The following is a 24158-nucleotide window of genomic DNA, read 5'->3' as shown; positions in this document are numbered from 1 at the left end:
TTTATTATGGGCCATTCAGTAGAGAATGGGATCTGGGACATGTTTCGGCACCACCATGATACAGCAATGCGTCATCTGGCATCGGGCTGACAGGAAACAGGGTTTTGCGTGACCGACACCATGGTTGAAGACACACCTCACCCCCGTCGCATCCTGCTTGTGACCGGCTTATCCGGGGCGGGAAAGTCCTCGATTCTCCGCATTCTGGAGGATCTGGGCCACGAGGTGATCGACAATCCTCCCCTTGGCATGCTTGACGAGATCGTCGCCCGCGCCGAGCGCCCGGTGGCGGTCGGTGTGGATTCGCGCACGCGCGGCTTCGATGCCTCTGCCGTGCTGGCTGCCCTGGCAAGGCTGCGCGTCAACCCGGCACTGCATGCGGAACTGATTTACGCCACGGCAGAGGAAAGCGTGCTCCTGCGCCGCTATACTGCCACCCGCAGGCGCCACCCGCAGGCGGTGCATGGCACCGTGAAGGAAGGGATCGAGGCCGAAATCGCGCTGACATCCCCCCTGCGGGAAGTGGCCGATGTGGTGATCGACACGTCCGACCTGCCTCCGCCTGAACTGCGCCAACTGGTGGAAGCGCGGTTTGGAGAATGGTCGGCAGGCGGGCTGGATGGGCTTACGGTGGCGCTGATGTCGTTTGCCTTCCCCGCCGGCCTCCCGCGGGAGGCGGACATGGTGTTCGATGCCCGTTTCCTGACCAATCCTTATTATGACCCGGCACTTTCCGCCATGACCGGGCTGGATGCGCCCGTGGCGGAATATGTGGCCCGTGACCCTGATTATCAGGAATTCCTCGACCGGATGGTCGGCCTGCTGGAACTGGTTCTGCCGCGCTTCGTGCGTGAGGGGAAGAAATACGCCACCATCGCCATAGGCTGTTCGGGCGGGCGGCATCGCTCGGTCACGCTGGTTGAGGCCATGGCGCTCAGGCTTGCACGGCAGGCTGGCGGTACCCATCATGAGGTCTGGCCAGTGGTGATCATGCATCGTGAACTGGCCCGGCAGGGCCGCAGCAGCTGGCGCTGGGCCAGCCGCCCGCGCGCGCAGGCTACAACAACGGAGCAGATACCCCGGAAATGATCGGTCTTGTATTTGTTATGCATGGTGTCCTGGGCGAGACCCTGAAGGGGGAACTCGAGCATGTTGTTGGCCCGCAGTTACAGGCGGCCGTGTTCAACGTAACCGCAACCACGCTGCCCGGCACATGCAGGCTTGCCCTGCAGCAGGCCATCGATTCGGTTGATAGCGGGAAGGGCGTCATCCTGCTGACCGACATGTTTGGCAGCACACCTTCCAATGTCGCGGTCTCCGTGCTGGAGAACGACCGGGTGGAAGTGCTGGCGGGGGTGAACATGCCCATGCTGGTCAAGCTTGCGCAGATGCGCGGCCATGCCGGCATGCGCGAATGCCTGAGCGGGGCGGAAGAGGCCGGGCGGCGCTATATCTCCGTTGCTTCCCACCTACCGGCCGCGTGCCTGACGGGTGTGGGGGAATGCATGGCGGGCACGGTCGATAGTGTGGCGGGCCACGGTGGTTGACCCGCAGGCAACCCGTGGGCCTGTGGATGTGGAGATCGTGAACCAGCGCGGGCTGCATGCGCGGGCTGCCGCGAAATTCGTGACGGTGGCGGAAAAATTCACGGCGGAAATCGATGTGACCCATGCGGGCATGACGGTATCGGGGCATTCGATCATGGGGCTTATGATGCTGGGGGCGGGCAGGGGCGAGACAATCGGCATGACTGCCCGTGGTCCGCAGGCAGCGCTCGCACTGGCAGCCCTTGTTGCCCTGGTCGGGGCCGGGTTTGATGAAGGCGACTGAACGCCGCCCGTCGCGCAGTGGTGAGGTCCGTCTGGCGGGGCAGCCAGTCTCTCCCGGTGTGGCCATCGGTCATGCCACGGTCGCCCATGAGCCTGCTCCCCCGTTGGTCGATACCGCGCGGTGTGACTGTGACCCCGCGCATGAACGCACCCGCCTGCACGAGGCGATCAGCCGCTCCGCCGCCCAGTTGCGCCGGCTGCACGAGCGTCTTGCCCTGCTGCCCGAGGACGGGCAGGTGGAAATCGGCTCGCTGCTGGAAGTCTATCGCCGCATGCTTGGTCCCTCGCGCCTGCGCCGTGGCATTGAGGTTCGGCTTGTGCAGGGCATGCTGGCGGAAGCGGCCGTGCTGCAGGAAACCGAGGCACTGGCCGCCATCATGCTCAGCCCCCCCGGTCGCCCGGCACCCGAGGGGGAGGACGCGGTCGCGGCTCGCAGGCGGGCGGGCGAGTTCCGTGAGATCGGGCGCAGGCTGATACGCAACCTCAGCGGCACGCCCTACCGGTCCTTTTCCACGTTGCCCGATGGCGCCATTCTGGTGGCCGAACAGTTACGCCCCGCTGATGCCGCCCTGATCGACCCTTCTCGCATTGCCGCCGTGGTAACGGAGGAAGGCGGTAGCACCGGTCATACTGCCATCCTGCTACGCGCCCTTGGCATCCCGGCGGTGCTGGCCGCTCACGGGGTGCTGGCGCAGATGGGGCGGCGCACGCGTCTTGTGGTTGATGGCATGACCGGGCGGGTCATCATCCGGCCTTCTACCCGCACGGCGGCGGCTGCACGGGTGGAGGTTGCCGCCTATGCCCGCGAGCGGCAGATGCTGGGCCGCCTGCGCCGCCTGCCTGCCCGCCTTTCCAGCGGGGAAGTCGTGACGTTGCAGGCCAATCTGGAAATACCGGCCGAACTGCCCATGATCGCCCAGTCTGGTGCCGCGGGCATCGGACTGCTGCGCAGCGAATTCCTGTTCATGAATGCTCAGGCCCTCCCCGATGAAGACCAGCAGGAAGCCGTCTATCGCCCCCTGATCGAGGCCATGGCGGGCGATCCGGTCACTATCCGCGTGGTGGACTGGGGTAGCGAGAAGAACAGCGATGTGCTCTCCCACATGGGTATTGGCGATGCAGGAGAAATCAATCCCGCGCTGGGCATACGCGGCATAAGGCTTTTGCTCCAGCACCGTGGTCTGCTTGAAACCCAGTTCGCCGCTATCCTGCGCGCAGCCACGGCCGGGCCGGTGCGGGTGCTGTTGCCTATGGTGTCTTCGATGGGGGAAATGCGCGCCGCACGAGATCTCTATGCCCGCATTGGACGCAGGTTGCGACGTAGGGGGGTAAGCGTTCCCGACCCGCTGCCCCCGCTTGGCATCATGGTCGAGACACCGGCTGCCGCCCTGATGGCGGATGTGCTGGCGCAGGATGCGGAATTCCTGGCCATCGGCACCAATGACCTGACCATGTACACGCTCGCAGCCGACCGCGCGGCGCATGATGTTGCGGCTCTGTACGACCCGTTGCATCCCGCCGTGCTGCGCCTTGTGCGTATGGCGGCGGATGCGGGGCTGCGCCAGCGCAGGCCGGTTTCCCTGTGTGGGGAAATGGCGTCCGACCCGCGTTGCGTACCGCTGCTGGTGGGGTTGGGGATACGCGCATTTTCCATGCATGCCTCTGCCGTGCCCCGGGTCAAGCAGGCCATTCGGGCGGTAGGCATGGATGACTGTCGCCGCATGGCCGCCCGTGCGCTGGAAGCAGCTGACGGGCAGGAAGTCACCGCCATGCTCGCGGCCTATGCCGAAGACCTGCGGCAGGGTGAGGATGGATAGCACCGGTACGTTGCACCCCCTGCCATGGCGCGAGGGGGATGATATCCTGGCCGCATGGGGCCATCTGCCCTGGCTGGCCTGTCTGGATAGCGGGGGAGATGTCAGTCCGCGTGCGCGTTGGGTAATCGTATGCCGTGATCCGGTGCATGTGATTGTTCAGCGTGGCGGCACCTGCTGGCGCGATGGCCAACCCGTATCGCAGCCCCTGCCCGAACTGCTGCGCCAGCACCTGCCCGCACGGACCTGCCCGGACGGCGTGCCATTTGCGGGTGGCGCGGTCGGGTTCATCGGCTATGGCGCTGGCCTGCGGGTAGAAGGGATCGCCACGCGCCATGCAGCAGACCCGGAGGAGCCCGAGGCCGCATTCGGCATTTACGATCATGCCTGCCTTCTGGACCGCATGACCGGGCAGGCCTGGCTTGCCGCCCCCACACAACTGGCTCCGGCCCGTATTGCAGCTCTGGTGGCACGGTGGGAAGCTATTGGCCCGGCTGTCCCCCTGCCCGCATTGCCCCGCCTGTTCTTTCTCCCGGATCAGACCGGCCCGGCCTATCGGGCCACCGTGGCGCACGCGGTGGAACGGATTGCAGCGGGGGAAGTCTTTCAGGTCAACGTGACCGGGCGCATGGGGGTACTGCGGCCTGAAGGCCTGCGGGCAGTAGATGCCTATCGTGCGTTGCGGGTGGGGTCGCCTGCACCTTTCGGGGCATTTCTGTCGGGGGTGGACGGGTTTGCCCTGCTTGGTGCTTCGCCCGAGCGTTTTCTCAGCCTTGAGCCGGATGGCACGGTGCGCACCCGGCCCATAAAGGGCACTGCCCCACGCGGCGGGAATGCGGCGGAAGATGAGGCCCTTGCGCACCGCCTGCGTCATGATGACAAGGAACGGGCGGAAAACCTGATGATCGTCGATCTCATGCGCAACGATATCGGGCGCGTTGCGGCACTGGGCAGCATGGGGGTGAGCGAACTGTTTGGGGTGGAGCGCTTCACGCATGTCCATCATCTGGTATCGGAAGTAACAGGGCGGCTGCGCTCCGACTGCGATGTGTTTGACCTGTTGGCCGCAACCCTGCCACCGGGTTCGGTTACGGGGGCACCCAAGCATCACGCCATGCAGATCATTGATGAACTGGAGGCCTCGCCACGTGGTGCCTATTGCGGCACGGTGGTCCGCATTGGCCATGATGGCGGCATGGACAGCAGCGTCATCATCCGCACGCTGGTCATGACCTCTGCACATATTACAGCGGCGGCGGGCGGTGGTATTACCCATGAATCCGATCCCATGCGTGAATATCATGAAATGCAACTGAAGATTGCGGGCCTGCTGGCGATCTTTGGCGATAAACCGGCCAATCTGCCATGACAGAAGCCCCCCTGCCCATCTGGCTTGATGGCCAGATCCTGCCTGCTGCCAAAGCGCGTATAGACCCTGCTGACCGGGGTTTTTTACTGGGCGATGGCGTGTTTGAGACCATGCGGGTGGCAGGGGGGGCGCTCTGTCACTTTACGCGGCATATGGATCGGCTGGAACACGGTGCGGCCGTGCTGCACATGCCTCCGCCCGACAGGGTCGCCCTTGCCGCCGGGGTGGAAAGCCTGCTGGCCGCCTGCGCGCTGGGATCTGGCTCCCTGCGATTGACGCTGACACGCGGCACCGGCCCGCGCGGCCTGTTGCCGCCAGCCCATGTCAGGCCCACCTGCCTCATTACCGCTACTGCCACTACGCCGCCCGCCACACCGGTCAGGCTGGTCATGGCCACGCACCGGCGCGATGCAGGCAGTGTGCTTTCGCGTATCAAGAGCCTGAATTACCTACCTTCCATCCTTGCGCGCATGGAGGCTGCGGCCATGGGCGCGGACGATGCGCTCCTGCTCAACCATGCGGGCCATGTGGCCGAGACCAGCGCCAGCACCCTGATCGCCTGCCTTGGTGGTCAGCCCGTAACACCGCCCATCAGCGACGGCGCGCTACCCGGCACGGTGCGTGGCGTGCTGGTGGATGCGGGGATGGTAAGGGTCGGGCGCATCACGGTTTCCGCCCTGCTGCAGGCTGAAGCCCTGTTCACCTGCAACAGCCTTGGCTTACGTGAGGTGGCGGGCCTCGATGGCTGTGCCGTAGCGCGCAGGCCCGACCTGCTGGCAGCCCTGCGCGCCTGTGCATGGCGCTGAATTCCGCCCCGCACAGGCCAGTCATGGCATTTCGCTTATTGCCCATCGTAACGGGGTTGGACTAATTCAGGCCGCATTGGCTCATTTCCAGCTTGCGTGAAAGGTCACTGTTGATGACCCCCCCCACCACCGTGCCGGTCCGGCGTGCCCTGATTTCCGTATCCGACAAGAACGGCCTGCTTGACCTTGCCCGTGCCCTTGTCGCCCATGGTGCGGAAATCCTCTCGACAGGCGGTTCCGCCCGCACGCTGCGCGAGGCCGGCATTCCCGTGCGCGACGTGTCCGAACATACCGGGTTCCCCGAAATCCTTGATGGCCGCGTCAAGACGCTGGTGCCGCAGGTGCATGGCGGCATCCTGGGTCGGCGCGACCTGCCCGCGCATGTGCGCCAGATGGAAGAGCACGCCATTGCTCCCATCGACCTCGTGGCCGTCAACCTTTATCCGTTCGAGGCCACGGTGGCATCAGGTGCGGGGCCGGAAGACTGTATCGAGAACATCGATATCGGTGGCCCCGCCCTGATCCGCGCCGCCGCCAAGAACCACGCCCATGTGGCGATCGTGACCGACCCGGCCCAGTATGCGGGCATCATCACCGCACTGGAAAATGGTGGCACCACGCTGGACCAGCGCACGAAGCTGGCCGGTGCGGCCTATGCCCGCACCGCCGCCTACGATGCCGCCATTGCAAAATGGTTTGCAGGCCAGGAAGGCGAGGACCTGCCCCAGCGTATGATCGTGGCGGGCGAGAAGCGCGAGAGCCTGCGTTACGGCGAGAACCCGCACCAGAAAGCCGCCTTCTATATCGATGGCACCACCCGTCCCGGCGTGGCCACGGCCCGGCAGGTGCAGGGTAAGGCGCTCTCCTACAACAACATCAACGACACGGATGCGGCGTTCGAGGCCGTGGCCGAATTTGATGAACCTGCTGTTGTGATCGTCAAGCACGCCAATCCCTGTGGTGTTGCCACAGCCGCGACACAGGCCGAAGCGTGGGACCGGGCGCTGCGCTGTGACCCGGTTTCCGCCTTTGGTGGCATCGTGGCCCTTAACCGCACGCTGGAGGCGGAGGCCGCGACCCGTATCGCGACCCTGTTCACCGAAGTGATCGTCGCCCCCGATGCAACCGAGGAAGCCTGCCAGATTCTGGCGCGCAAGAAGAACCTGCGCCTGCTGCTGACCGGTGCCCTCCCTGATCCCGCACAGGGTGGGGTTGTGGTGCGTTCGGTCGCCGGTGGCTTCCTGGCCCAGACGCGCGATAACGGGCGTATTGCCCCCGATGCGTTGAAAGTAGTGACAAAGCGCGCGCCGACACCAGCCGAAATGGCTGACCTGATCTTTGCCTTCCGCGTGGCCAAACACGTCAAGTCCAACGCCATCGTGTATGTAAAGGATCACAGCACGGTGGGCATTGGGGCAGGGCAGATGAGCCGCGTGGACTCCGCGCGCATCGCCGCCACCAAAAGCGCTGATGCCGCGAAGGCGGCCGGTGTCGATCATCCCCTGACACAGGGATCCGTGGTGGCATCGGACGCGTTCTTCCCCTTTGCCGATGGGCTGGAAGCGGCCATTGCTGCCGGTGCCACTGCCGTGATCCAGCCCGGTGGCTCGATCCGTGATGATGAGGTGATTGCCGCCGCCGACAGGGCGGGCATTGCCATGGTCTTCACAGGTATGCGCCATTTCCGGCACTGATCCCAGCACTGGCCACTTGCCTGTAAGCCGGGGATGGCATGAGATGGACGCCATCCCCGGCGCAAGGCCGGACCAAGACAGACGAAAGACGGGTACCTGCATGGACATTCATCGACGTTCCTCCTGCCGCCTGCTTGCGGGCGTGCTTGTAGCTGGCAGCCTGGCAGCGGGTAGCGCCCATGCAGCCACCAGGGGGGCGCCCCCTGCTGCCGCCCCGGCACCCGTGGCGCAGGTCGCACCCGTATTCGACATGGCCCCGCTGCCCGTCACCACCGGGCAACTGGTGCAGTTCATCCTCACGCCATCGGGGCAGGTCGCGGGTCTGCTGCTGGCGGATGGCACGCAGGTTTTCTGTCCTCGTGAACTGGGCGACAGCCTGCCCGGCATCGTCCACCCCGGCGAGCAGGTGAGCATCAACGGCCTGAAGGGCGCTGGCCGCCCGATCGTGCGCGCCTATGCCGTAACCGGCCCGCGCGGGCGGCGGATTGCCGATGTAAGGGTGGAAGGGGCCGTAATTCCCTACGACTCCCCCAGCATCGGGCCTGATGTGCCGGTGGATGGCATCATCCTTGCCCCGCTTTACGACATGCAGGGCAAGGTGCAGGGCGTGATCATGCGCAACCATGCCGTGGTGTATGTGGGTGAGACCAATGCCAGCCGCCTTGCCGCCTGGTTCAAACCGGGGGCGACATTGCACGCCATAGGCACGGGGGTGGCGGGTGAGCGGGGCACGGCCATCAACGCGCGTGAGATCGGACCGGACGTGAACCAGGCGATCCATGTGGAACCGGCCGACGCACCGCCGCCTGGTGCCTTTCCCGGCAGTTCAGGCTATGATGTCATTCCCGGTGGCTCAACGGCTGAATAAGGCCGCACAAAACGCGCGAAGCACAAAAAAGATGCGGCGGTGGCGTCTTTGTTTGCCACCGCTTGCTTGACAGGTTATTGCAGCACCGGTAGCTACCGGCTGCACCTAGGGATGTGCGAGAATTTGGATAAGGATAACGACCCTTCAGGCGAGTCCTTCAACCGGAGACTGCAGGCGGCCCGTGAGCGCATTGAACCGCGCAGGCCCGCTGAACAGGAAAGCGGTGGGACACTATCTGATCTCGGTCTGGTCATCAGGTCGGGGACGGAGCTTGTCTCGGCGCTGGTGGTTGGGGTTGCCATGGGCTGGGGGTTGGACCATTGGCTGCATACAAAGCCTTGGTTCCTTATCGTTTTTTCGCTTCTTGGGGGCGTGGCAGGTGTGCTTAATGTCTGGCGTCTCGTCAGGCCCGATGCCATGAACACTAAGGCAGACGGGCCGGATAGCGGCTCTGGACGGTTATAGGGAAGAACGAAGTTGGCGGCCGGATCATCCATCGACGCGCTCGGTCAGTTCGAGCTCCATCCAGTTCTGGGTGCACTAGGCGAATCCCTGCGGTTCAGCCAGTCCCCCATGATGATGATTGTTGCCGCCATTGTGGTTCTGGCGTTCCTGTACGTGGGCATGCGGCCTGCGGCGGTGGTGCCGGGTCGGCTGCAGTCGGCAGCGGAAATGTGCTACGATTTCATCTACAATATGGCGGTCGATACGATTGGTGTTGAGGGCCGGGCCTTCTTCCCCTTCGTGTTTACGCTGTTCTTCTTCATCCTGGCCGGTAATTATCTTGGCCTGCTGCCCTTCTCCTTCGCCTTCACCAGCCATATCGCCGTGACTCTGGCGCTGGCACTGATGGTGTTCTGCCTCTCGATCATCGTGTCGCTCAAGGTGCAGGGGGCGAAGTTCTTCGCCCACTTCATGCCCGCTGGCGCCCCCAAGGCTCTGGCCCCGCTGCTGATCCCGATCGAGATTCTTTCCTTCCTGTCACGTCCCGTGAGCCTGTCGATCCGTCTGTTTGCCAACATGGTCGCCGGTCACGTGATGTTCGACATGTTTGCCGCCTTCACGATCATGCTGGCCGGTCTGGGCTTCTTCGGTGACATCATCGCCGTTGGTCCCGTGGTCATCAATGTCGCGCTGATGGCACTCGAATTGCTGGTGGGTGCATTGCAGGCCTATGTGTTTGCCATCCTTACCTGCATCTATCTGAGGGAAGCGGTGGCTCACTAAGGGCCACTAACCCGCTTCCATCTATTTCAATCCAGAACGTCTGAAACAAGGAAAACAAGACATGGATATCGCAGCAGCCCGTGAAATTGGTGCCGGTATCGCCGTTATCGCCCTCGCTGGCGTTGGCATTGGCCTGGGTAACATCTTCTCCACGCTGGTCAGCAGCATCGCGCGCAACCCGTCCGCACGCCCGCACGTGTTCGGTCTCGGCATGCTGGGCTTCGCCCTGACAGAAGCCGTTGCCCTGTATGCGCTGCTGATCGCCTTCCTGATCCTGTTCGTCTAATACACAGGAGGCGAACATGGCGCGCGCCGTGATGTATGACAACATCCGAAGGGCGGGGTCTTTCATGGCCACGTCCGCGCTGGCTCTGCCGCTGATGGCCATGGTTGCCCCTGGCGCGCGCGCCGAGGGCATGCCACAGCTTGATTTCGGCAATCCCTATGTCATCGGTCAGGTGGTGTGGGGCGCTGGCATTTTTCTGGTACTCTATCTTCTGCTGAGCCGTTCGGCCCTGCCGAAGGTGGAAAAGGTTCTCTCACTGCGTCGCCAGACGATCGAGACGGATCTGGGCATTGCCCACAAGGCCAAAGCCCGTGCTGATGAAGCCGTGGCCGAACTGTATGAGGCACGCCGCAAGGCGCTGGCCGAAGCACAGGCCAATGTGGACAAGGTTGTCGAGGAGGCGCGCCTTACCGCGGCCCGGCAGACCGAGGAAATGAATGCCCGCCTGGCTGCGGAAATCAAGGATGCCGAGACGCGCATCGAACAGGCCCGGAGCCAGGCTCTGGCCTCCGTGCGTGAGATTTCCACAACGACGGCGGAAACGCTGATCCATCAGTTATCCGGCATTGCCGCCCCGGCCGATTTAGTGACGGCAAAGGTTGGTTCTGCTGCGGCGGCCCGTGGTCTCTGACCCGCTGCCCAAGACAGACAGGTCATAATCATGTTTCATGATCCCCGTTTCTGGTCGGCTGTTGCCTTTGTCCTGTTCTTTGTCCTGTTCGGGCGTTCACTGTGGAAACCCCTGGTGAACGCGCTGGATGGGCGGGCAGAGCGTATTCGTGCCGAGCTTGATGAAGCAGCACGCCTGCGCCGTGAGGCGGAGCAGATGCTTGAGGACGCAACGCGCGACCGCGAAGCTGCACTGGCCGAAGCCAAGGAACTGGTTGAACACTCCCTGCGTGAAGCTGCCAATATCGCAGCCCAGGCCCGCAAGGATGCCGAGGACACAGCCACCCGTCGCGAACAGATGGCCAAGGACCGTATTTCTCAGGCCGAGCGTTCTGCACTGCGTGAGGTGCGTGAGACGGCGGTGGACATCGCCATCCAGGCCACGCGTGAAACGCTTGCCGCAAGCCTGCAGTCCGATGCCGATGTGGATGGCAAGATCGTTGACAAATCGATCAACGACCTACCGGGCGCCCTTTCACAGCGTGCTGCCTGATTGTCGTTGCTGAAAGACGGAATGCAGGAAACAGGAAACGGGGTGGAAACCCGCCCCGTTGTTTCCATCATTTCAGCCGTGCTGAATGAAGGGGACAATATCCGTCCTCTCTGTCAGGAAATTGCAGCAGTACTGGGACAGTTGCCTCCGGCTGAAGTCATTTTTGTAAATGATGGCAGTACGGATGCAACGGTCACGGAGTTGGAAGCCGTAAGGCATGACGGCATTCTGCCAGGGCTGCGTATCCTTTCCCACAACACGGCTTGTGGTAAATCGGCAGGGCTGCGCACGGGGGTGGAAGCCGCCCGAGGTGAATGGGTCATCCTGCTTGATGGTGACGGACAGGACGATCCTGCCGATTTCATCTCCATGCTGGAATTGTGTCGTGCCACCATAGGGGAGCGTGCGCCGCTCGTCGTGGGGGTGCGGACCAAGCGGCAGGATACCCTGTCGCGCAGGCTAGCTTCGCGCTTTGCAAACCGGCTGCGGAGTCGTCTTCTCAATGATGGCTGCCCGGATACGGGAGCCTCGCTCAAGGCGTTCCGGCGTACCGATTTCCTGGGCCTGCCGCAGTTTGAAGGCCTGCATCGCTTCCTGCCTTCCCTTATGGGGCAACGGGGCGTGCCGCTAGTCTGTGTGCCGGTCCATCACCGCAACCGACTGCATGGTTCTTCCAAATACACCAATTTAAACCGGGCCATTGTCGGCATTCGGGACATATTGGGTGTGATGTGGCTTAACAACCGCGCCAGGATACCGAAACGCGTTACCGAACGCTGAAGGGATCGTGCCATGACGCGCCTGACACTGCGCCACTACATATTTGTGGCGCTGTCCGTGTTTGTCCTGTTCCTGCCGGGCCGTGCATCGCTGCCGCCATTGGACCGTGATGAACCGCGCTATATGGAAGCCACGGCCCAGATGCTGCATAGCGGCAACTATGTTGATGTCCGGTTCCTTGACCAGCCGCGTTATCTCCAGCCCGCCGGGATCTACTGGCTGGAAGCGGCTGCTGTCCGCCTGACCGGCATGCAGGACCAGCACGCCACCTGGCCCTATCGTATTCCCTCGCTTCTGGCCGTTACCGTTGCTGCCGTGCTGACGGCATGGATCGGGGCCGCCCTGTTCGGCCCGACCTGTGGTCTTCTGGCCGCAGCCCTTCTGGCCGTATCCGTGCTGATGACGGCGGAAGGGCGGATGGCCACCATTGATACGACCCTACTGTTATCCGTGCTGCTGGCACAATGCGGGCTACTGCGTGCCTATCTGGACCGGGAGCGCGACCTTGCAACCCCTCTTGCCGCTGCCCTGCTGTATTGGGTAGCGCTGGGGTGTGGCCTCATGCTCAAGGGGCCGGTCGTGCTGATTCCCGGTTTTGGCACCCCGCTGGCGCTTGCGCTGGTGGAGCGGCGGATTGACTGGTGGCATCGCCTGCGCCCGGCATGGGGGTGGCTGGTCATGCTGGCGATCGTGCTGCCGTGGTGTATTGCCATTGGCGTGATCAGCCACGGCGATTTCTTTTCTCGCGCGGTGGGGCGTAACTTTCTGGGTAAGGTGGCGAGCGGACAGGAAACGCATGGCCTGCCGCCGGGCTACCATCTGGGCGTCTTTGCCATTGCGTTCTGGCCGGGATCGATTTTCGCGGCCATGAGCCTGCCCTTCATCTGGGCACAGCGTTTCCAGCCGCATGTGCGCTACCTGCTGTGCTGGATCGTACCGCACTGGCTGGTGTTTGAGGCGATTGCGACCAAACTGCCGCATTACGTGCTGCCGACCTATCCGGCCATTGCCATCCTGACGGCAGCGGCGATCGTCTCCTTTCCCACCAATTGGGAATGGCCCCGGGCCCTGTGGGCGCGTGGCTTGCTGGCGGCGTATGGTCTGGTCTGGTTTACGGTTGGCTCCGTGCTGGCCTTTGCCGGTCCGGTGCTGCTGTGGCGCATGGAGGGGATCGTGCCGTGGGCGGCGATGCTGATTCCGGCTGGTGCCCTGCCGTTGCTGGTCATGGCGGGGTACATGATTCTGCACCGGGACATGCTGCGTGCGGTCATGGCGGCGGTGGCGGCGGCAGTCATCATCCATGTTGGGTTATTCGTTACGGTCATCCCGCAACTGCACACGATATGGCTTAGCCCGCGGCTGGCGGGGCTTGTGGCAGCACACCGGCCCTGCGCGCAGACCATTGTGGCATCCACATCTGATTCGGAACCCAGCCTTGTGTTCCTGCTGGGGCAGGATACACGGCTGGTCAATGCGGCAGCGGCAGCCGATTTTCTGCAACAGAACCAGAAATGCGGCATGGCCCTGGTGGGCGCACAGGATCTGGCCACCTTTGGTGCCCGCGCCCTGCATGATGGGCTGGATGTGCATGAACTGGGGCAGGAGCAGGGGCTGAATTACTCCACCGGCAAGCACCTGGAAATCGGTCTGTATGCCGTGGTCAGCCCCTCAGGGCCTTAAACCGTAAAGAAGTTTCTGGTGAAGCTTTTTTCAAGCAGCTTTAAAGAACGCCGCCTTTTAAAAAAAGGCGGCACCCAAAAACTTTTTATTATTTATCAATGCTTTGCGCCCATTGCTGGCATTCCATCCCGGTCAGGGGCAGGGAAAGTGCCTTGCCAGCTTCGCTGGAGGCCACGGCGGTTTCCAGTACCGCCATAAGGGCAATGGCCTGTATGGGTGGCACCGGATTGGGGCCACGCTTCATGATCGCATCGCGCACCAGTGCGTAATAGATCCGGTAGTCACCCGGCGGGGCGGACAGGGGGCGGGGCCTGTCCGTGCCATCGAACAGCATGATGTCATCCGGGTCATGACCCCAACCAGATGCGCCGGGTAGATGGCCGGTACGAAGCTGGTTTTCTTGCTGGTCACCATGATGCTTGAGCAGGGAGCCCTGCGTGCCATGCACTATAAAACGCGGGCCAGACCATGCCGCCAGCAGGCTGCAATGCAGGCTGACGCGCAGCGCCCCGTATGAGAATATGACCTGTGCCCAGTCCGTGCCGCTGGCATGATCGCGCTGTTGGGTCATGCTGGCCTGAATGCTGTCGGGCAGACCAAACAGTTGCAGCACCTGGTCGGCCATGTGCGGGCCAAGGTCGAACCACAGCCCGCTACCCGGTGCATCCGTTTCCCGCCAGCGCGCGCGCACCTGCGGGCGGAAGCGGTCCATGCGGGATTCCAGTTCGGTCACGCGACCGATTACTCCGCTGCGGATATGGTGGCGGATCCCCAGGAAGTCACTGTCCCAGCGCCGGTTCTGGAAAACGGATAGCACGCGTCCATGCGCCTGTGCCACCGCAGCGACTTCGCGGGCCTGTGCCACGGTCAGGGTAAACGGCTTGTCCACCACTACATGCAGCCCGGTGCGCAGAGCGGCAGTGGCCAGCGGGGCGTGGGTCCTGTTGGGTGTGGCGATGACGACAAGATCCAGGTCGGGCTGGGCAAACAATGCCTCTGGCGTGCTGACAACCGGCAGGTGGGGCCACTCCGCCAGCACATCGCTACGCCTGCTGGAACAGATGGCCGCCAGTTCCAGCCCCGGTGTGGCGTGGATCAGGGGGGCATGGAAGATACGCCCGGCAAAGCCGTACCCGACAAGTCCGACACGCAGGGGCCAGCGGTGCGGGTTGGGCATGTGGTTTTCCTCCCTTTCCGGTTCAGGTTCCGACTATGGCCGGAAACCTGACATGAAAAAGAGAAGAAGCCATGAACAAGTTGGGGCCGGTCCCTGATTCTCCGGCCCGGATAGCGTTCAGAAAAGCAGGATCATGCCGCCTGATGCGCTGTTGTCGCTTTCCTTGTACGGACCGTGTGCCGCCGAACTGGTATGGGCGTATTCCGCCACCAGGTTCAGCCAGTCGGTCATCTTGTAGTAGGCCGCGCCCACTTCCGATTCATTGCGGCGAACAAGGTCGGGATTGGTCTCGCCTGGCGCAAGGTAGAGGTTACTGACACCGTAGCTTCCTACCAGTTTGAACTTCTTGGTGAAGTTGTACATCATCTGGACATAGTAGCCTTCCGATGCACGCTTGTGGCCGTTATTGGCTACGCCGTCAAAGAACAGGCCAGTCGTGCCCAAGCCGCTGCCACGGTAGTAGTAGCCCACGAACTGCGCCGGCCCATATGTCAGCTTGGTGCCGATTTCGCCCGCTTCTGCTGTAACACCACGTTTCTGGCCCGGATTGACCGCATCATCCGTCGTGGTGGTGGTGGCCATGTCATAAATCCCGCCATTGGCTTCAAGCAGGGCCGTATGCACGGTCATTGTGCGGCTAACCGTCAGGTTCTGCTGGTGCTGGGTCAGGAAACTGGCCCAGATGCGCGCACTCAGGCCACCGATCTTGAAGTCATAGGTGATCTTGCCCTGGATCATGGGCGAACTGTGCTGGGTGGAACCGGCCGAATAGGCGGTGCCGTTGGGGTCCGAGCCGGAGAAATCGAACTCGTCCAGCGGCTGAAGGATACCGATCGTGCCCTGGAAGCCCTTGATGGTGGGTGACTGGTAGGAAATCTGCGGAATCCAGTCAGCATACACGTAACCGACACCGATGCGGCCCAGTGAGGTGTTGCCCGGCGCCGAGTTGCTGCCCGTGGAACCGACGCTAAGCAGGGTCGCGTCATCAAGAATGGCATCGCCACCAAAGATGCCAAGGTCACGCCCGATCTTGAACGTGCCCCACTTCTTGTTGCCCGCCGTTACGTAAACCTGACGAAAGTCGATGCCGGCGGTACCAAGGCCCACCGGACTGCCGCCGGTATTGGCGTTGAAGGCGCCGTTCTTGGCATTGTCGATGCCGGGATACATGCCCATGACGGCAGCAAGGTCGATGCCGTTCTGAGTGGTCGAGAGCTTGAGGATCAGACCCGCGGGCAGCAGGCCGTTGCGCAGGGCGGAAGAGTCGAAACCGCTCGCCCCGGTCGAGACGCCACCGGCAACCGGCATGCCGCCTGCCGGGCTGTTATAGGTATAGAACCCGTTGATGAAGCCCGAGAGGTTGATGTTGATCGGTCCGGCCTTGAAGGTCAGGCCCTTGCCGGGTTCATATTTCGCCATGCGCACAAAGGAGTCGCCGCCACCAAGGCCCATGGAATGCTGGGTGGCAAGCCATGTGGACTCAGCCGATGCCGCACTGGCCTGCGCGTTGGCTGCTGCCTGCTGCGCCTGTGCCAGTACATAATCGGGGTCCATGCCGCCGCCGCCAATCTCGATCTGACCGGGGGGCTGCACGTCATGGCCCATGGCGGTGCGCACCTGGGCATGGGTGGATGTGGGGGTAGCCATGTGGCGCTGGGCGGGTACGTATTGCGGACGGCTGGCTGCCGTAGCCTCACGTACATGCTGCATGTGGTGGGTCAGCAGGCCCTTGTACTCACCTTGCGTCAGGCTGCCCTTGGCCTTGAGGATATCAAGGAGTTCACTGTAATCATCAGCCCGTGCCCCATCGGGGCAGGCAATGGATGCACTGCCAGTTGCCATGACAACCATCGCGCCGATACGCGCCAATTTTACTGCCGACATAGTATTGAACTCCCTGTCCGCATTCCTGTTGTATAAAGTCCGGCGGGTCAATGGCCCTCATGGGTGCAAACAAGCTGGTGCGTGGGCATGCCATGGTGGCGATAGCGGAGGGATTTCTCCCGCCGTCTCTGCGGTCTGTGGTGGGTCACAGGCGGGAACGCACGGGATTTGTTAGCAAATATCCTTTTTTTTTATACAATGTTCAAAATGTGGTCAGCTTGGACACATGTACGTTTCCGGCATCGGGCTGTACGATATTGCGGAATGATAGTACGCTTTTTTCTATGTCGGGATGCGTATGGGCCACAGGTAGCGGTAGGCATCAAACAATCGTGTGCATCTGAATTCCTGTGCCTGTGACAATAAAACCAGTACCGGTCCACGGTGCATCAGGCGGATAATACAAAGCAGATAATCACGTATCTGTGTTTATATTTACTTAACTTATTTCTTGACTGTCTCTCCCTTGCTCGGATCTGTTGCCACGCTTTCGCGGGCATCGCGCCATGCGGCTTCTAGCGCCGCGAGCATGGTGGGTTGGGGTGGGGTCCAGTCCCGTACGCCGTGCACGGGCAGGGTCAGTCGTGCACGCCAACCTGTGGCGGGCTGGCGTTCGATCTCAAGCGGCCAGTCAGCGGGAATGCGGGCAAGTACGCGGGCCAGGCGTTTTTCCGGGGTGAGCGGTGTTGCGTAATTATGGGACATTGCCGGCTCCTTGGGCTGCACTGGGGGGATTCTGCCTCTTGACGGAGGGCACGATAAGCCCAAAAAACGCATCCCCCTCCGCCAGCCAAGGAAATGCCTGCCGTGTCTGCCTTCCCCGGCCTTATTCCCGATGAATCAATCGATGGTGTCGCCCATCTGATCCAGACTGCGCTGACGCCGGTTTTCATGCTGTCGGGCATCGGCACGCTGCTCAATATGTTTAACACGCGGCTTGCACGGGTCAGCGACCGGATCGAGACCGTGCGCGACAAGCTGGAAAGCACGGACGACAAGACTGGCAAGGACGCGCGCGCGCTGCTCAAACGGCTGGCGCTGCTGCATTACCGCACCCTGCTGCTTGATGCCGCGATCCTGTTTGGCGGTGTGGGCGGGGCCTCGGCCTGTGGTTCGGCCTTTGCGCTGTTCCTTGGTAGTGTACGGGATTCTGCCGTGGCGTGGTGGCTGGTGCTCATGTTCGGCAATGCGCTTGTGTGCACCGTCATTGCGCTGGCCATGTTCCTTGGTGACAGCATCGTGGCGTGGCACGGCCTGCGCGTGACCATTTTCTTGCCGCACAAGCGCGACCTGCTGACCGCCATCACACCACAGGATTGAACGGCTGTTTGAAATCAACGTATTGATGAAAAACAATAAAAGTTTTTGGGTGTCGTCTTGTACCAAAAACTTTCCAATGACTTCCTCCGCAGTCTCTCAGGGAGCGGAAGGCAGGGCAAACGGGTCCACCGCATACTGTCCGAGTGCGACATCATGGGTCATGATGCCGTGGGCATGCAGGAACGTGGCAAAGGCTTCGTAACGGGGTACGTTGAGCAGGGCAGGCTGCTTGCACACATGCGGCAGGGTGGCCTGCCATGCGGCGCGGTTAAGTGGCGTATCAAGTTCCGGGTGATCGTGGATGGCCTGCGCCAGTATGGTGTCGGGGTGGTTGATCAGCGTGTTGGCCCCCTCCGCCAATGCTTCCATGAAGGGCCTGATCCATCCGTCGCGCACATGGGCGCGGCCGACCAGAAAGATCAGTTCATCGGACATGGGCACGCCATGTTCTTCGGGAAAGAAGGCAGAGACATGCAGGCCCTTCTGCTGCAGGTCGATCAGTTCATAGGTGCGCACCGCCCCGATCACGCCATCCACCGCATGGCTCATGATCGCCTGTTCAAGCTGGAAATTGACATTGACCTGATGCACGTCCCCAAGACCCAGCCCGGCTGAATGCAGCATGGCATCAAGGGCGGCATCATCCACGCCGGGCATGGAAATGCCAATTGTCTTTCCCTTCAGGCTGGCGAGATCGCCTATTTCCCCACGCGTGATCAGCACGTTCAGCGGTGTGTCGATTAGCGTGCCTACGCGCACAAGCGGTATGTTCTGGTCGGCCAGCATGCCAAGCTGGGTCTGGTAGGATACGGCCATCTCTGCCTGTCCCGCTGCGACCAGGCGGGCGGGGGAGCCGGGATCGGAGGGCGCAATCAGCTTTACATCCAGCCCGTGGCGGGCAAAGGCGCCGCTGTACTGCGCAGCAAGCAGGCTGGCATGGTCGGCATTGAGGAACCAGTCCAGCACGACCGTAATCTGCCAGGAGGCAGCCATGGCGGGGCGGCCCATCATGGCGCAGGCCAGAAATGCCGCAAGCCCGAGGGTGCGCATGATCATGTGCATGAGTGGTTTCCTTCCTGCATGTTCGCGATCCATGGCAGGCAGGTGGCAGGCGTGCGGGTTCCGTGTCATATGGAACAGCCTCCCTTCGCTGGCATGACCCAGATCAGGTTCAACGGGTATGATCTCAGCCCACACGGTGTAGGCACCCCGGTCAGATGAAAGTGTGGGCCTGATCCGCACCCGTCAAGTAAAGCCCGTTTGAAACAGTACCAAAACATAAAGAAGTTTTTGGTGAAGCTTTTTTCAAAAAGCTTTGAAGAACGCCGCCTTTTCAAAAAAGGCGGTAACCAGAAGCTTTTATCGTTCGTGGTGCATCTCACGCCGCGCGCATAACGGCAGCAGTACAAGGAAGTAGCCGAAATAGCACAGCGCCGCGATGCGCCCCACCATCATCCAGCCTCCTTGCGCATGGTGGCGGCCAACCAGTCCCATTAGCGCGAACGAGATCACAACCGCCGCCATGCCCACCCGGCACAGCGGGCGCGCACGGGCCGAACGTATGGGCGAGCGGTCCAGCCACGGTACCACGAACAGCACGCCGATCGATGCACCCGCCGCCAGCAGTCCGCCAAACTTGGAGGGTACGGATTGCAGCAGCCCGTAGAAGGGCAGGAAATACCATTCCGGCTCAATATCGGTGGGTGTGTGCATGGGGTTGGCGGGGCGGTAATTTTCCGGCTCGGCCAGCAGGTCAGGCCACAGGAAGGCAAGGGCTGCGAATACCAGTGCGAACAGCACAAGGCCCGTTACGTCCTTGGTGGTGTAGTAGGGATGGAAGGGTACCGTCTCGTGAGCAGGTACGGGCTGGCCGGTAGGATTGTTCGGCCCGCTCACATGCAGGGCTGCCACATGCAGAACTACGATCCCCACAATGGCGAAGGCCATGACGAAGTGCAGCACGAAAAAGCGGTGGATGAAGATATCCCCCAACTGGTCGCTGCCTTCCATGATGTGTTCAAGCACAGGCCCGATAACCGGCACGGCGCCGACCGCCTTGCCCGCGACATCCGCCCCCCAGTAGGACATCTGCCCCCATGGCAGCACATAACCCGCAAAGGCTGTGACCATGACCATGACCAGCAGTACAAGCCCGGTCAGCCACAGGATCTCGCGCGGCTGCTTGTAGGAGCCATAATACAGCCCGCGGAAGAGGTGGATATAAAGGGCCGCCATGAACAGGCTCGCCCCCGTCACATGCAGCGCGCGCAGCATCCAGCCACCAGACACCTGGCGTTCGATCATCTCGATCGACATGAAGGCGCCCTGTGCGGTGGGGGTATAGCTCATGGCCAGGAAGATGCCGCTTGCCAGCATGATGACCAGCACCACGCTTAGGATCGCCCCGAAATTCCACAGCGCGTTGAGGTTACGCGGCATGGGAAAATCGACATATTCCTTTCGCAGCGCGGTAATGACCGGCAGCCTGCGGTCGATCCACGAAAGAAGGCCGCCAGGCGGTTCCGGCTGTCCGTGCGGGGGCATGTTTTCGGGAAGGCTGGACCCGCTCATTCCTGGTTCCTGAATTCAGACGAAAAAAAGATCAGCTATGGTGTAGCAGCCCTGCAGGGTGCAGGCACCTGATCTTTTTTTCCATACCATGTTCAGGGAATGTGCTGAAAAAAGGATAAAAGTTTTTAAGTGTCGGCTTTTTCCAAAAAAGCTTCACTAAAAACTTTTTTACGTTTCATGCGCCGGCTGCCGAAAAGCGCCATTCAGAAACGAAATTACATTTTTAAGGAGAATGGCGCACCCGAAAGGACTCGAACCTCTAACCCCCAGATTCGTAGTCTGGTGCTCTATCCAGTTGAGCTACGGGTGCGTCGTGAGGGGGCTTTTAGCCGACAGTCCGGGACCCGGCAACCCCCTTTTTTCAACTATCGAAAGATTTTTTTACGCCCCCCCGCGCAATCAGCCGTCTGGCATGGCGTACAGTCCAGTTACGTATCTGTTCCATGTACAGGTAGATGACCGGCGTGGTGTAGAGCGTAAGCAACTGGCTCATCATCAGCCCACCTACAACCGTAATGCCCAGCGGGCGGCGCATCTCCACGCCATAGCCGCCATTGGTAATGAGCGGCACCGCCCCAAGGGCGGCCGCCAGCGTGGTCATCAGGATGGGGCGGAAGCGCTGGATGCATGCATCGCGTATGGCCACCTGCGGGGCCAGCCCCCGGTCGCGTTCGGCATGGAGCGCAAAATCCACGATCAGGATGGCGTTCTTCTTCACGATGCCCACCAGCAGGATCATCCCGATCATGGTGATGAGGGAGAACTCCTGCCTCGTCACCCACAACCCCAGCACAGCTCCCACCCCGGCGGAGGGCAGGGTGGACATGATGGTCAGCGGGTGGATGTAGCTTTCATACAGGATACCCAGCGTCACATAGATCGTGACCAGGGCGGCGATGAAGATCAGGACCTCGTTGATGATGGCGGACTGGAACTGCGCCGCCTGCCCGCTAAAGCCACCGTGGATGGAAGGTGGCACATGCAGGCGGATCATGGTCTCTTCCACCGTGGCCGATGCATCGCTCAGCGCCATGCCGGGGGCCAGGTTGAAGGAAATGGCCGCCGAGACGAACCCGCCCTTGTGCGATACGGTAATGGAGGTGGGGCGCGACACGAGTTGTGTTACGTCGGAAAGCGGGATCATTGTCTCTGTTGAGGATGACACCGCCGACCCGCTGGAAGCTCCGGCACCACCTGCCAGCCGGTTCTCGATCTGGTTGCGGAAAGACTGCTGGCTGAGCTGCGTGCTGCGGCTTGCCGTGCCATCCGCCTTCACCCGCACGGTATTGGATACCGTGCCGCCGCCCGCTGTCCCGCCCGATGTGGAAATGCGGAAGGAGTGCAGGATATCGGGTGATGTGCGGTACGGGTCAGCCACCTCCATCACCACATGATAGGTGGCGAGCGATGTGGAAATGTTCGAGGCGATGCGCTGGCCAAAGGCGTCATACAACGTGTTGCTGACCAGTTGCGGGGTAATCAGGTAGCGCGCGGCAAGATCACGGATGATGTCGGCATGGATGGCGGCGCCATTGTTCATGACATCCGTCGTCACGTCGCGCAGGGTGGGGGAAGCGCGCAGGGCGGCCACCAGGCGTGGGGCCCAGGTATAGATGTCCTCGGCACTGTCACTGGTCAGCAGGTAACGGTAGGCACCTTCCTTCTGGCGGCCTCCGCCACCGCTGATGTCGCCTGCCGAGAACATCGAGACATCCAGCCCCGGAATGTTCTCCAGCCGTTTGTGGATGCGCGCGATCATCTCATCCGGTCCGTCGCTGCGCTGCGTGCGGTCGACCATCTGGGCGAAGGCCTGCCCTTCAATACTGGTGTCACCGGAGAAGGCGACGACCTCCTGCGTGTCGGGGTCGGCCATCATCGCGTTACTTATGGCGCGGATCTTCTCCTTCATGGCGGGGAAGGAGGTGGTCTGGTCGGCGCGGAAGAAGCTCATGACCATAGCCACATCCTCCTTGGGCAGGATACCCTTGGGCATGAGCACGATCACACCGACCATTACCGCAAGGCTGAGCGGCAGGCTCAGTGCCGTCAGCACATGGTGGCGCAGTGCTACCGCCAGCGTGCGCTCGTAAAAGCGCAGCAGATGCTGGTAGCCCGCCTCCAGCCAGTCGCCCGTGGCGCGCGGCCAGCGCCGCCACCATGGTGCCGTGGGGGGCGGGGGGGCCGGTTCGCCCACTTCCAGGAACAGGCTGCACATCATCGGCGTCAGACTGAGTGCGAGTACCAGCGATACGGTGACGGTGATCGCCAGTGTCATGGAAAACTCGAAGAACACCTTTCCCGGCGTGCCGCCCAGCAGCAGCAGTGGCAGGAATACCGCCACCAGCGATATGGTGATGGACAGCACGGTAAACCCGATCTCGCGCGAGCCCTGGAGGGCGGCGTCAAAGCGGTTCATGCCTGCTTCCATGTGGCGGGCGATATTCTCCAGCACCACGATCGCATCATCGACCACAAAACCGGTGGCAATCGTCAGCGCCATGAGCGAGAGGATATCGAGCGAGAAGTGGAACAGTGCCATGAGCGCCAGCGTACCCGCCAGCGAGATGGGCACGGTAATGGCCGGGATCAGCGTGGAACGTGGCGTGCGCAGAAACACCAGCACTACCGCCACCACCAGCACGACGGAGGCCAGCAGCGTCCACTGCGTATCAGCCAGGGAGGCACGGATGGTGATCGAGCGGTCCATGGCGGGCGTTAGCACGACCCCGCCGGGCAATGCTGCGCGCAGGGCGGGCAGGCGGCCCTTGATCTCGTCAATCACGTGGATGACGTTGGCCCCCGCGCGCGGGCGGATGATCGCCATGACAGCCGTGTGCCCGTTCAGGAATCCCGCCAGCCGTTCGTTCTCCACCCCGTTATGTACGGAGGCCACGTCGCTCAGGCGCACGGGGCGGCCACTGCGGTAGCCGATCACCAGGTCACGGTACTGGGCGGCGGTGCGCGCCTGGTCATTGGTGGCCAGCGTGTAGCGGGTGGTGTCGTTTTCTATGATGCCCTTGGGCGTGTTGGCATTGGCCGAGGCCAGTGCAGAGCGGATGTCCTCGAACCCCAGCCCGTATTTGAACAGCGGCCACGGGTTGATCTCCACCCGCACGGCAGGGGCCGAACTGCCTGCAATCTCCACCCAGCCTACGCCCTGTACCTGCGCGAGCAGGGGCTGAAGGCGGGTCTTGGCAATGTCATACAGTTCGGACACCGGCTGCGTGTCCGATGTCAGCGCCAGAATCATGATCGGGTTGTCGGAGGGGTTGGCCTTCCAGTATTCCGGCTGGGACTGGAGTGTTGCCGGCATGTCCGCGCGGGCGGCGCGCAGGGCGGCCTCCACATCATTGGCGGCGGAATCGATGTTGGTCGATTCATTGAAGGTCAGCAGGATGAAGGCGTTGTCCTGGCTGGAATCGGACTCGATCTCGCTCAGTCCGGCAACCTGCCCCAGCCTGCGCTCGAGCGGTGTGGTGACGGAACTGGCCATCTGCTGTGGCGAGGCACCGGGCTGGGTGGCCATGACATAGATGACCGGCACAGCAATATCGGGCAGGTCGCCCACCGGCAGCGTGCGGTAGGCCAGCAGCCCCGCCAGCAGCATGGCCGCCGCCAGCAGGGTGGTCGCCACCGGGCGCAGGATGAAAACACGACACAGGTTCACGCGCGCAACCCGCCCCGTGCGTTC

22 protein-coding genes, 1 tRNA gene and 1 riboswitch are annotated in these 24158 nt (G+C 62.2%); of the genes, 16 read left to right on the top strand and 7 right to left on the bottom strand.

All coding sequences use genetic code 11. From position 1 onward, the window contains the following. The first annotated feature begins 120 nt into the window (after positions 1–120). The 15 genes from rapZ (at position 121) to GLX_RS09290 (ending at position 13515) form a co-directional block, all read left to right on the top strand. Positions 121–1089 (top strand): RNase adapter RapZ, encoded by a 969-nt coding sequence (rapZ, locus tag GLX_RS09360; RefSeq protein WP_041247777.1) that lies wholly within the window; start codon positions 121–123, stop codon positions 1087–1089. Continuing rightward, entirely contained in the window at positions 1086–1547 is a 462-nt protein-coding gene (locus GLX_RS09355) for a PTS sugar transporter subunit IIA (protein ID WP_014105726.1), read from the top strand. The genes rapZ and GLX_RS09355 overlap by 4 nt, the downstream gene beginning before the upstream one ends. Beyond that, complete coding sequence (locus GLX_RS09350) at positions 1525–1830, top strand: HPr family phosphocarrier protein (RefSeq protein ID WP_231850317.1); 306 nt, start codon at positions 1525–1527, stop codon at positions 1828–1830. The genes GLX_RS09355 and GLX_RS09350 overlap by 23 nt, the downstream gene beginning before the upstream one ends. After that, positions 1817–3646, top strand: coding sequence for a phosphoenolpyruvate--protein phosphotransferase (gene ptsP, locus GLX_RS09345; protein ID WP_014105724.1), 1830 nt, complete (start codon positions 1817–1819; stop codon positions 3644–3646). The genes GLX_RS09350 and ptsP overlap by 14 nt, the downstream gene beginning before the upstream one ends. Then, positions 3639–5012, top strand: a complete 1374-nt coding sequence (locus tag GLX_RS09340) for an anthranilate synthase component I family protein (protein WP_014105723.1) — start codon at positions 3639–3641, stop codon at positions 5010–5012. Before ptsP ends, GLX_RS09340 begins: the two co-directional genes overlap by 8 nt. Continuing rightward, positions 5009–5818: an aminotransferase class IV gene (locus tag GLX_RS09335; protein ID WP_014105722.1), complete on the top strand. Its 810-nt coding sequence runs from the start codon at positions 5009–5011 to the stop codon at positions 5816–5818. Before GLX_RS09340 ends, GLX_RS09335 begins: the two co-directional genes overlap by 4 nt. A gap of 113 nt (positions 5819–5931) precedes the next feature. Beyond that, a complete protein-coding gene (gene purH / locus GLX_RS09330; RefSeq protein ID WP_014105721.1) occupies positions 5932–7512 on the top strand; it encodes a bifunctional phosphoribosylaminoimidazolecarboxamide formyltransferase/IMP cyclohydrolase in 1581 nt (526 codons plus the stop codon). A gap of 100 nt (positions 7513–7612) precedes the next feature. Further along, a complete protein-coding gene (locus GLX_RS09325) occupies positions 7613–8380 on the top strand; it encodes a hypothetical protein (RefSeq protein WP_041247323.1) in 768 nt (255 codons plus the stop codon). A 123-nt stretch (positions 8381–8503) separates the two neighbouring features. After that, entirely contained in the window at positions 8504–8845 is a 342-nt protein-coding gene (locus GLX_RS09320) for an AtpZ/AtpI family protein (RefSeq protein ID WP_041247776.1), read from the top strand. A gap of 12 nt (positions 8846–8857) precedes the next feature. Continuing rightward, the gene (locus GLX_RS09315; protein ID WP_014105718.1) at positions 8858–9607 is read left to right on the top strand and encodes a F0F1 ATP synthase subunit A; all 750 of its coding nucleotides are present in this window, start codon (positions 8858–8860) and stop codon (positions 9605–9607) included. 61 nt (positions 9608–9668) lie between these two features. Continuing rightward, on the top strand, positions 9669–9893 hold the full coding sequence (locus GLX_RS09310) for an ATP synthase subunit C family protein (RefSeq protein ID WP_003616715.1): 225 nt from the start codon (positions 9669–9671) through the stop codon (positions 9891–9893). A gap of 16 nt (positions 9894–9909) precedes the next feature. Continuing rightward, positions 9910–10524, top strand: coding sequence for a F0F1 ATP synthase subunit B family protein (locus GLX_RS09305; RefSeq protein WP_014105717.1), 615 nt, complete (start codon positions 9910–9912; stop codon positions 10522–10524). Between the two features lie 30 nt (positions 10525–10554). Further along, positions 10555–11055 (top strand): F0F1 ATP synthase subunit B family protein, encoded by a 501-nt coding sequence (locus GLX_RS09300; protein ID WP_014105716.1) that lies wholly within the window; start codon positions 10555–10557, stop codon positions 11053–11055. A 21-nt stretch (positions 11056–11076) separates the two neighbouring features. Continuing rightward, positions 11077–11835, top strand: a complete 759-nt coding sequence (locus GLX_RS09295; protein ID WP_014105715.1) for a glycosyltransferase — start codon at positions 11077–11079, stop codon at positions 11833–11835. Positions 11836–11847: 12 nt separating this feature from the next. Beyond that, positions 11848–13515 carry an ArnT family glycosyltransferase gene (locus GLX_RS09290; RefSeq protein ID WP_014105714.1) on the top strand — a complete coding sequence of 556 codons (1668 nt, stop codon included), beginning with the start codon at positions 11848–11850 and terminating at the stop codon, positions 13513–13515. Positions 13516–13603: 88 nt separating this feature from the next. On the opposite strand, the gene GLX_RS09285 is transcribed toward GLX_RS09290, so the two are convergent. The 3 genes from GLX_RS09285 to GLX_RS09275 form a co-directional block, all read right to left on the bottom strand. After that, on the bottom strand, positions 13604–14692 hold the full coding sequence (locus GLX_RS09285) for an oxidoreductase (RefSeq protein WP_014105713.1): 1089 nt from the start codon (positions 14690–14692) through the stop codon (positions 13604–13606). A gap of 117 nt (positions 14693–14809) precedes the next feature. Then, the gene (locus tag GLX_RS09280; RefSeq protein ID WP_041247775.1) at positions 14810–16534 is read right to left on the bottom strand and encodes a porin family protein; all 1725 of its coding nucleotides are present in this window, start codon (positions 16532–16534) and stop codon (positions 14810–14812) included. Positions 16535–17020: 486 nt separating this feature from the next. After that, entirely contained in the window at positions 17021–17281 is a 261-nt protein-coding gene (locus GLX_RS09275) for a hypothetical protein (protein ID WP_014105711.1), read from the bottom strand. A 93-nt stretch (positions 17282–17374) separates the two neighbouring features. On the opposite strand from GLX_RS09275, the gene GLX_RS09270 reads away from it, so the two are divergent. Next, positions 17375–17896: a DUF2721 domain-containing protein gene (locus GLX_RS09270; protein WP_014105710.1), complete on the top strand. Its 522-nt coding sequence runs from the start codon at positions 17375–17377 to the stop codon at positions 17894–17896. Between the two features lie 96 nt (positions 17897–17992). Here GLX_RS09270 and GLX_RS09265 read toward each other — a convergent pair whose 3' ends face one another. The 4 genes from GLX_RS09265 to GLX_RS09250 all read right to left on the bottom strand — a co-directional run bounded on the left by GLX_RS09265 (position 17993) and on the right by GLX_RS09250 (position 24134). Continuing rightward, entirely contained in the window at positions 17993–18952 is a 960-nt protein-coding gene (locus GLX_RS09265) for an ABC transporter substrate-binding protein (RefSeq protein ID WP_407927269.1), read from the bottom strand. Positions 18953–19021: 69 nt separating this feature from the next. Further along, positions 19022–19118, bottom strand: a riboswitch (TPP riboswitch). 137 nt (positions 19119–19255) lie between these two features. Next, positions 19256–20467 (bottom strand): cytochrome b, encoded by a 1212-nt coding sequence (locus tag GLX_RS09260; protein WP_014105708.1) that lies wholly within the window; start codon positions 20465–20467, stop codon positions 19256–19258. Between the two features lie 233 nt (positions 20468–20700). Further along, positions 20701–20777, bottom strand: a tRNA-Arg gene (locus tag GLX_RS09255). Between the two features lie 51 nt (positions 20778–20828). Then, positions 20829–24134, bottom strand: coding sequence for an efflux RND transporter permease subunit (locus GLX_RS09250; RefSeq protein ID WP_014105707.1), 3306 nt, complete (start codon positions 24132–24134; stop codon positions 20829–20831). Positions 24135–24158 lie beyond the last annotated feature (24 nt).

The sequence above is a fragment of the Komagataeibacter medellinensis NBRC 3288 genome, assembly GCF_000182745.2.
Lineage (GTDB): Bacteria > Pseudomonadota > Alphaproteobacteria > Acetobacterales > Acetobacteraceae > Komagataeibacter > Komagataeibacter medellinensis.
The sequence above is the reverse complement of the archived record's forward strand: the minus strand, read 5'-3'. Positions and strand labels throughout refer to the sequence as shown.

Excerpts from the sequence above, each read along its gene's own strand:
- GLX_RS09300 (WP_014105716.1), top strand. The coding sequence starts at position 10,555 with ATGTTTCATGATCCCCGTTTCTGGTCGGCTGTTGCCTTTGTCCTGTTC.
- GLX_RS09270 (WP_014105710.1), top strand. The coding sequence starts at position 17,375 with ATGCCTGCCGTGTCTGCCTTCCCCGGCCTTATTCCCGATGAATCAATC.
- ptsP (WP_014105724.1), top strand. The coding sequence starts at position 1,817 with ATGAAGGCGACTGAACGCCGCCCGTCGCGCAGTGGTGAGGTCCGTCTG.
- GLX_RS09295 (WP_014105715.1), top strand. The coding sequence starts at position 11,077 with ATGCAGGAAACAGGAAACGGGGTGGAAACCCGCCCCGTTGTTTCCATC.
- GLX_RS09340 (WP_014105723.1), top strand. The coding sequence starts at position 3,639 with ATGGATAGCACCGGTACGTTGCACCCCCTGCCATGGCGCGAGGGGGAT.
- GLX_RS09335 (WP_014105722.1), top strand. The coding sequence starts at position 5,009 with ATGACAGAAGCCCCCCTGCCCATCTGGCTTGATGGCCAGATCCTGCCT.
- GLX_RS09290 (WP_014105714.1), top strand. The coding sequence starts at position 11,848 with ATGACGCGCCTGACACTGCGCCACTACATATTTGTGGCGCTGTCCGTG.
- GLX_RS09355 (WP_014105726.1), top strand. The coding sequence starts at position 1,086 with ATGATCGGTCTTGTATTTGTTATGCATGGTGTCCTGGGCGAGACCCTG.
- GLX_RS09280 (WP_041247775.1), bottom strand. The coding sequence starts at position 16,534 with ATGGCAACTGGCAGTGCATCCATTGCCTGCCCCGATGGGGCACGGGCT.
- GLX_RS09310 (WP_003616715.1), top strand. The coding sequence starts at position 9,669 with ATGGATATCGCAGCAGCCCGTGAAATTGGTGCCGGTATCGCCGTTATC.
- GLX_RS09275 (WP_014105711.1), bottom strand. The coding sequence starts at position 17,281 with ATGTCCCATAATTACGCAACACCGCTCACCCCGGAAAAACGCCTGGCC.
- GLX_RS09265 (WP_407927269.1), bottom strand. The coding sequence starts at position 18,952 with ATGATCATGCGCACCCTCGGGCTTGCGGCATTTCTGGCCTGCGCCATG.
- GLX_RS09260 (WP_014105708.1), bottom strand. The coding sequence starts at position 20,467 with ATGAGCGGGTCCAGCCTTCCCGAAAACATGCCCCCGCACGGACAGCCG.
- GLX_RS09305 (WP_014105717.1), top strand. The coding sequence starts at position 9,910 with ATGGCGCGCGCCGTGATGTATGACAACATCCGAAGGGCGGGGTCTTTC.
- GLX_RS09285 (WP_014105713.1), bottom strand. The coding sequence starts at position 14,692 with ATGCCCAACCCGCACCGCTGGCCCCTGCGTGTCGGACTTGTCGGGTAC.
- GLX_RS09325 (WP_041247323.1), top strand. The coding sequence starts at position 7,613 with ATGGACATTCATCGACGTTCCTCCTGCCGCCTGCTTGCGGGCGTGCTT.
- purH (WP_014105721.1), top strand. The coding sequence starts at position 5,932 with ATGACCCCCCCCACCACCGTGCCGGTCCGGCGTGCCCTGATTTCCGTA.
- rapZ (WP_041247777.1), top strand. The coding sequence starts at position 121 with ATGGTTGAAGACACACCTCACCCCCGTCGCATCCTGCTTGTGACCGGC.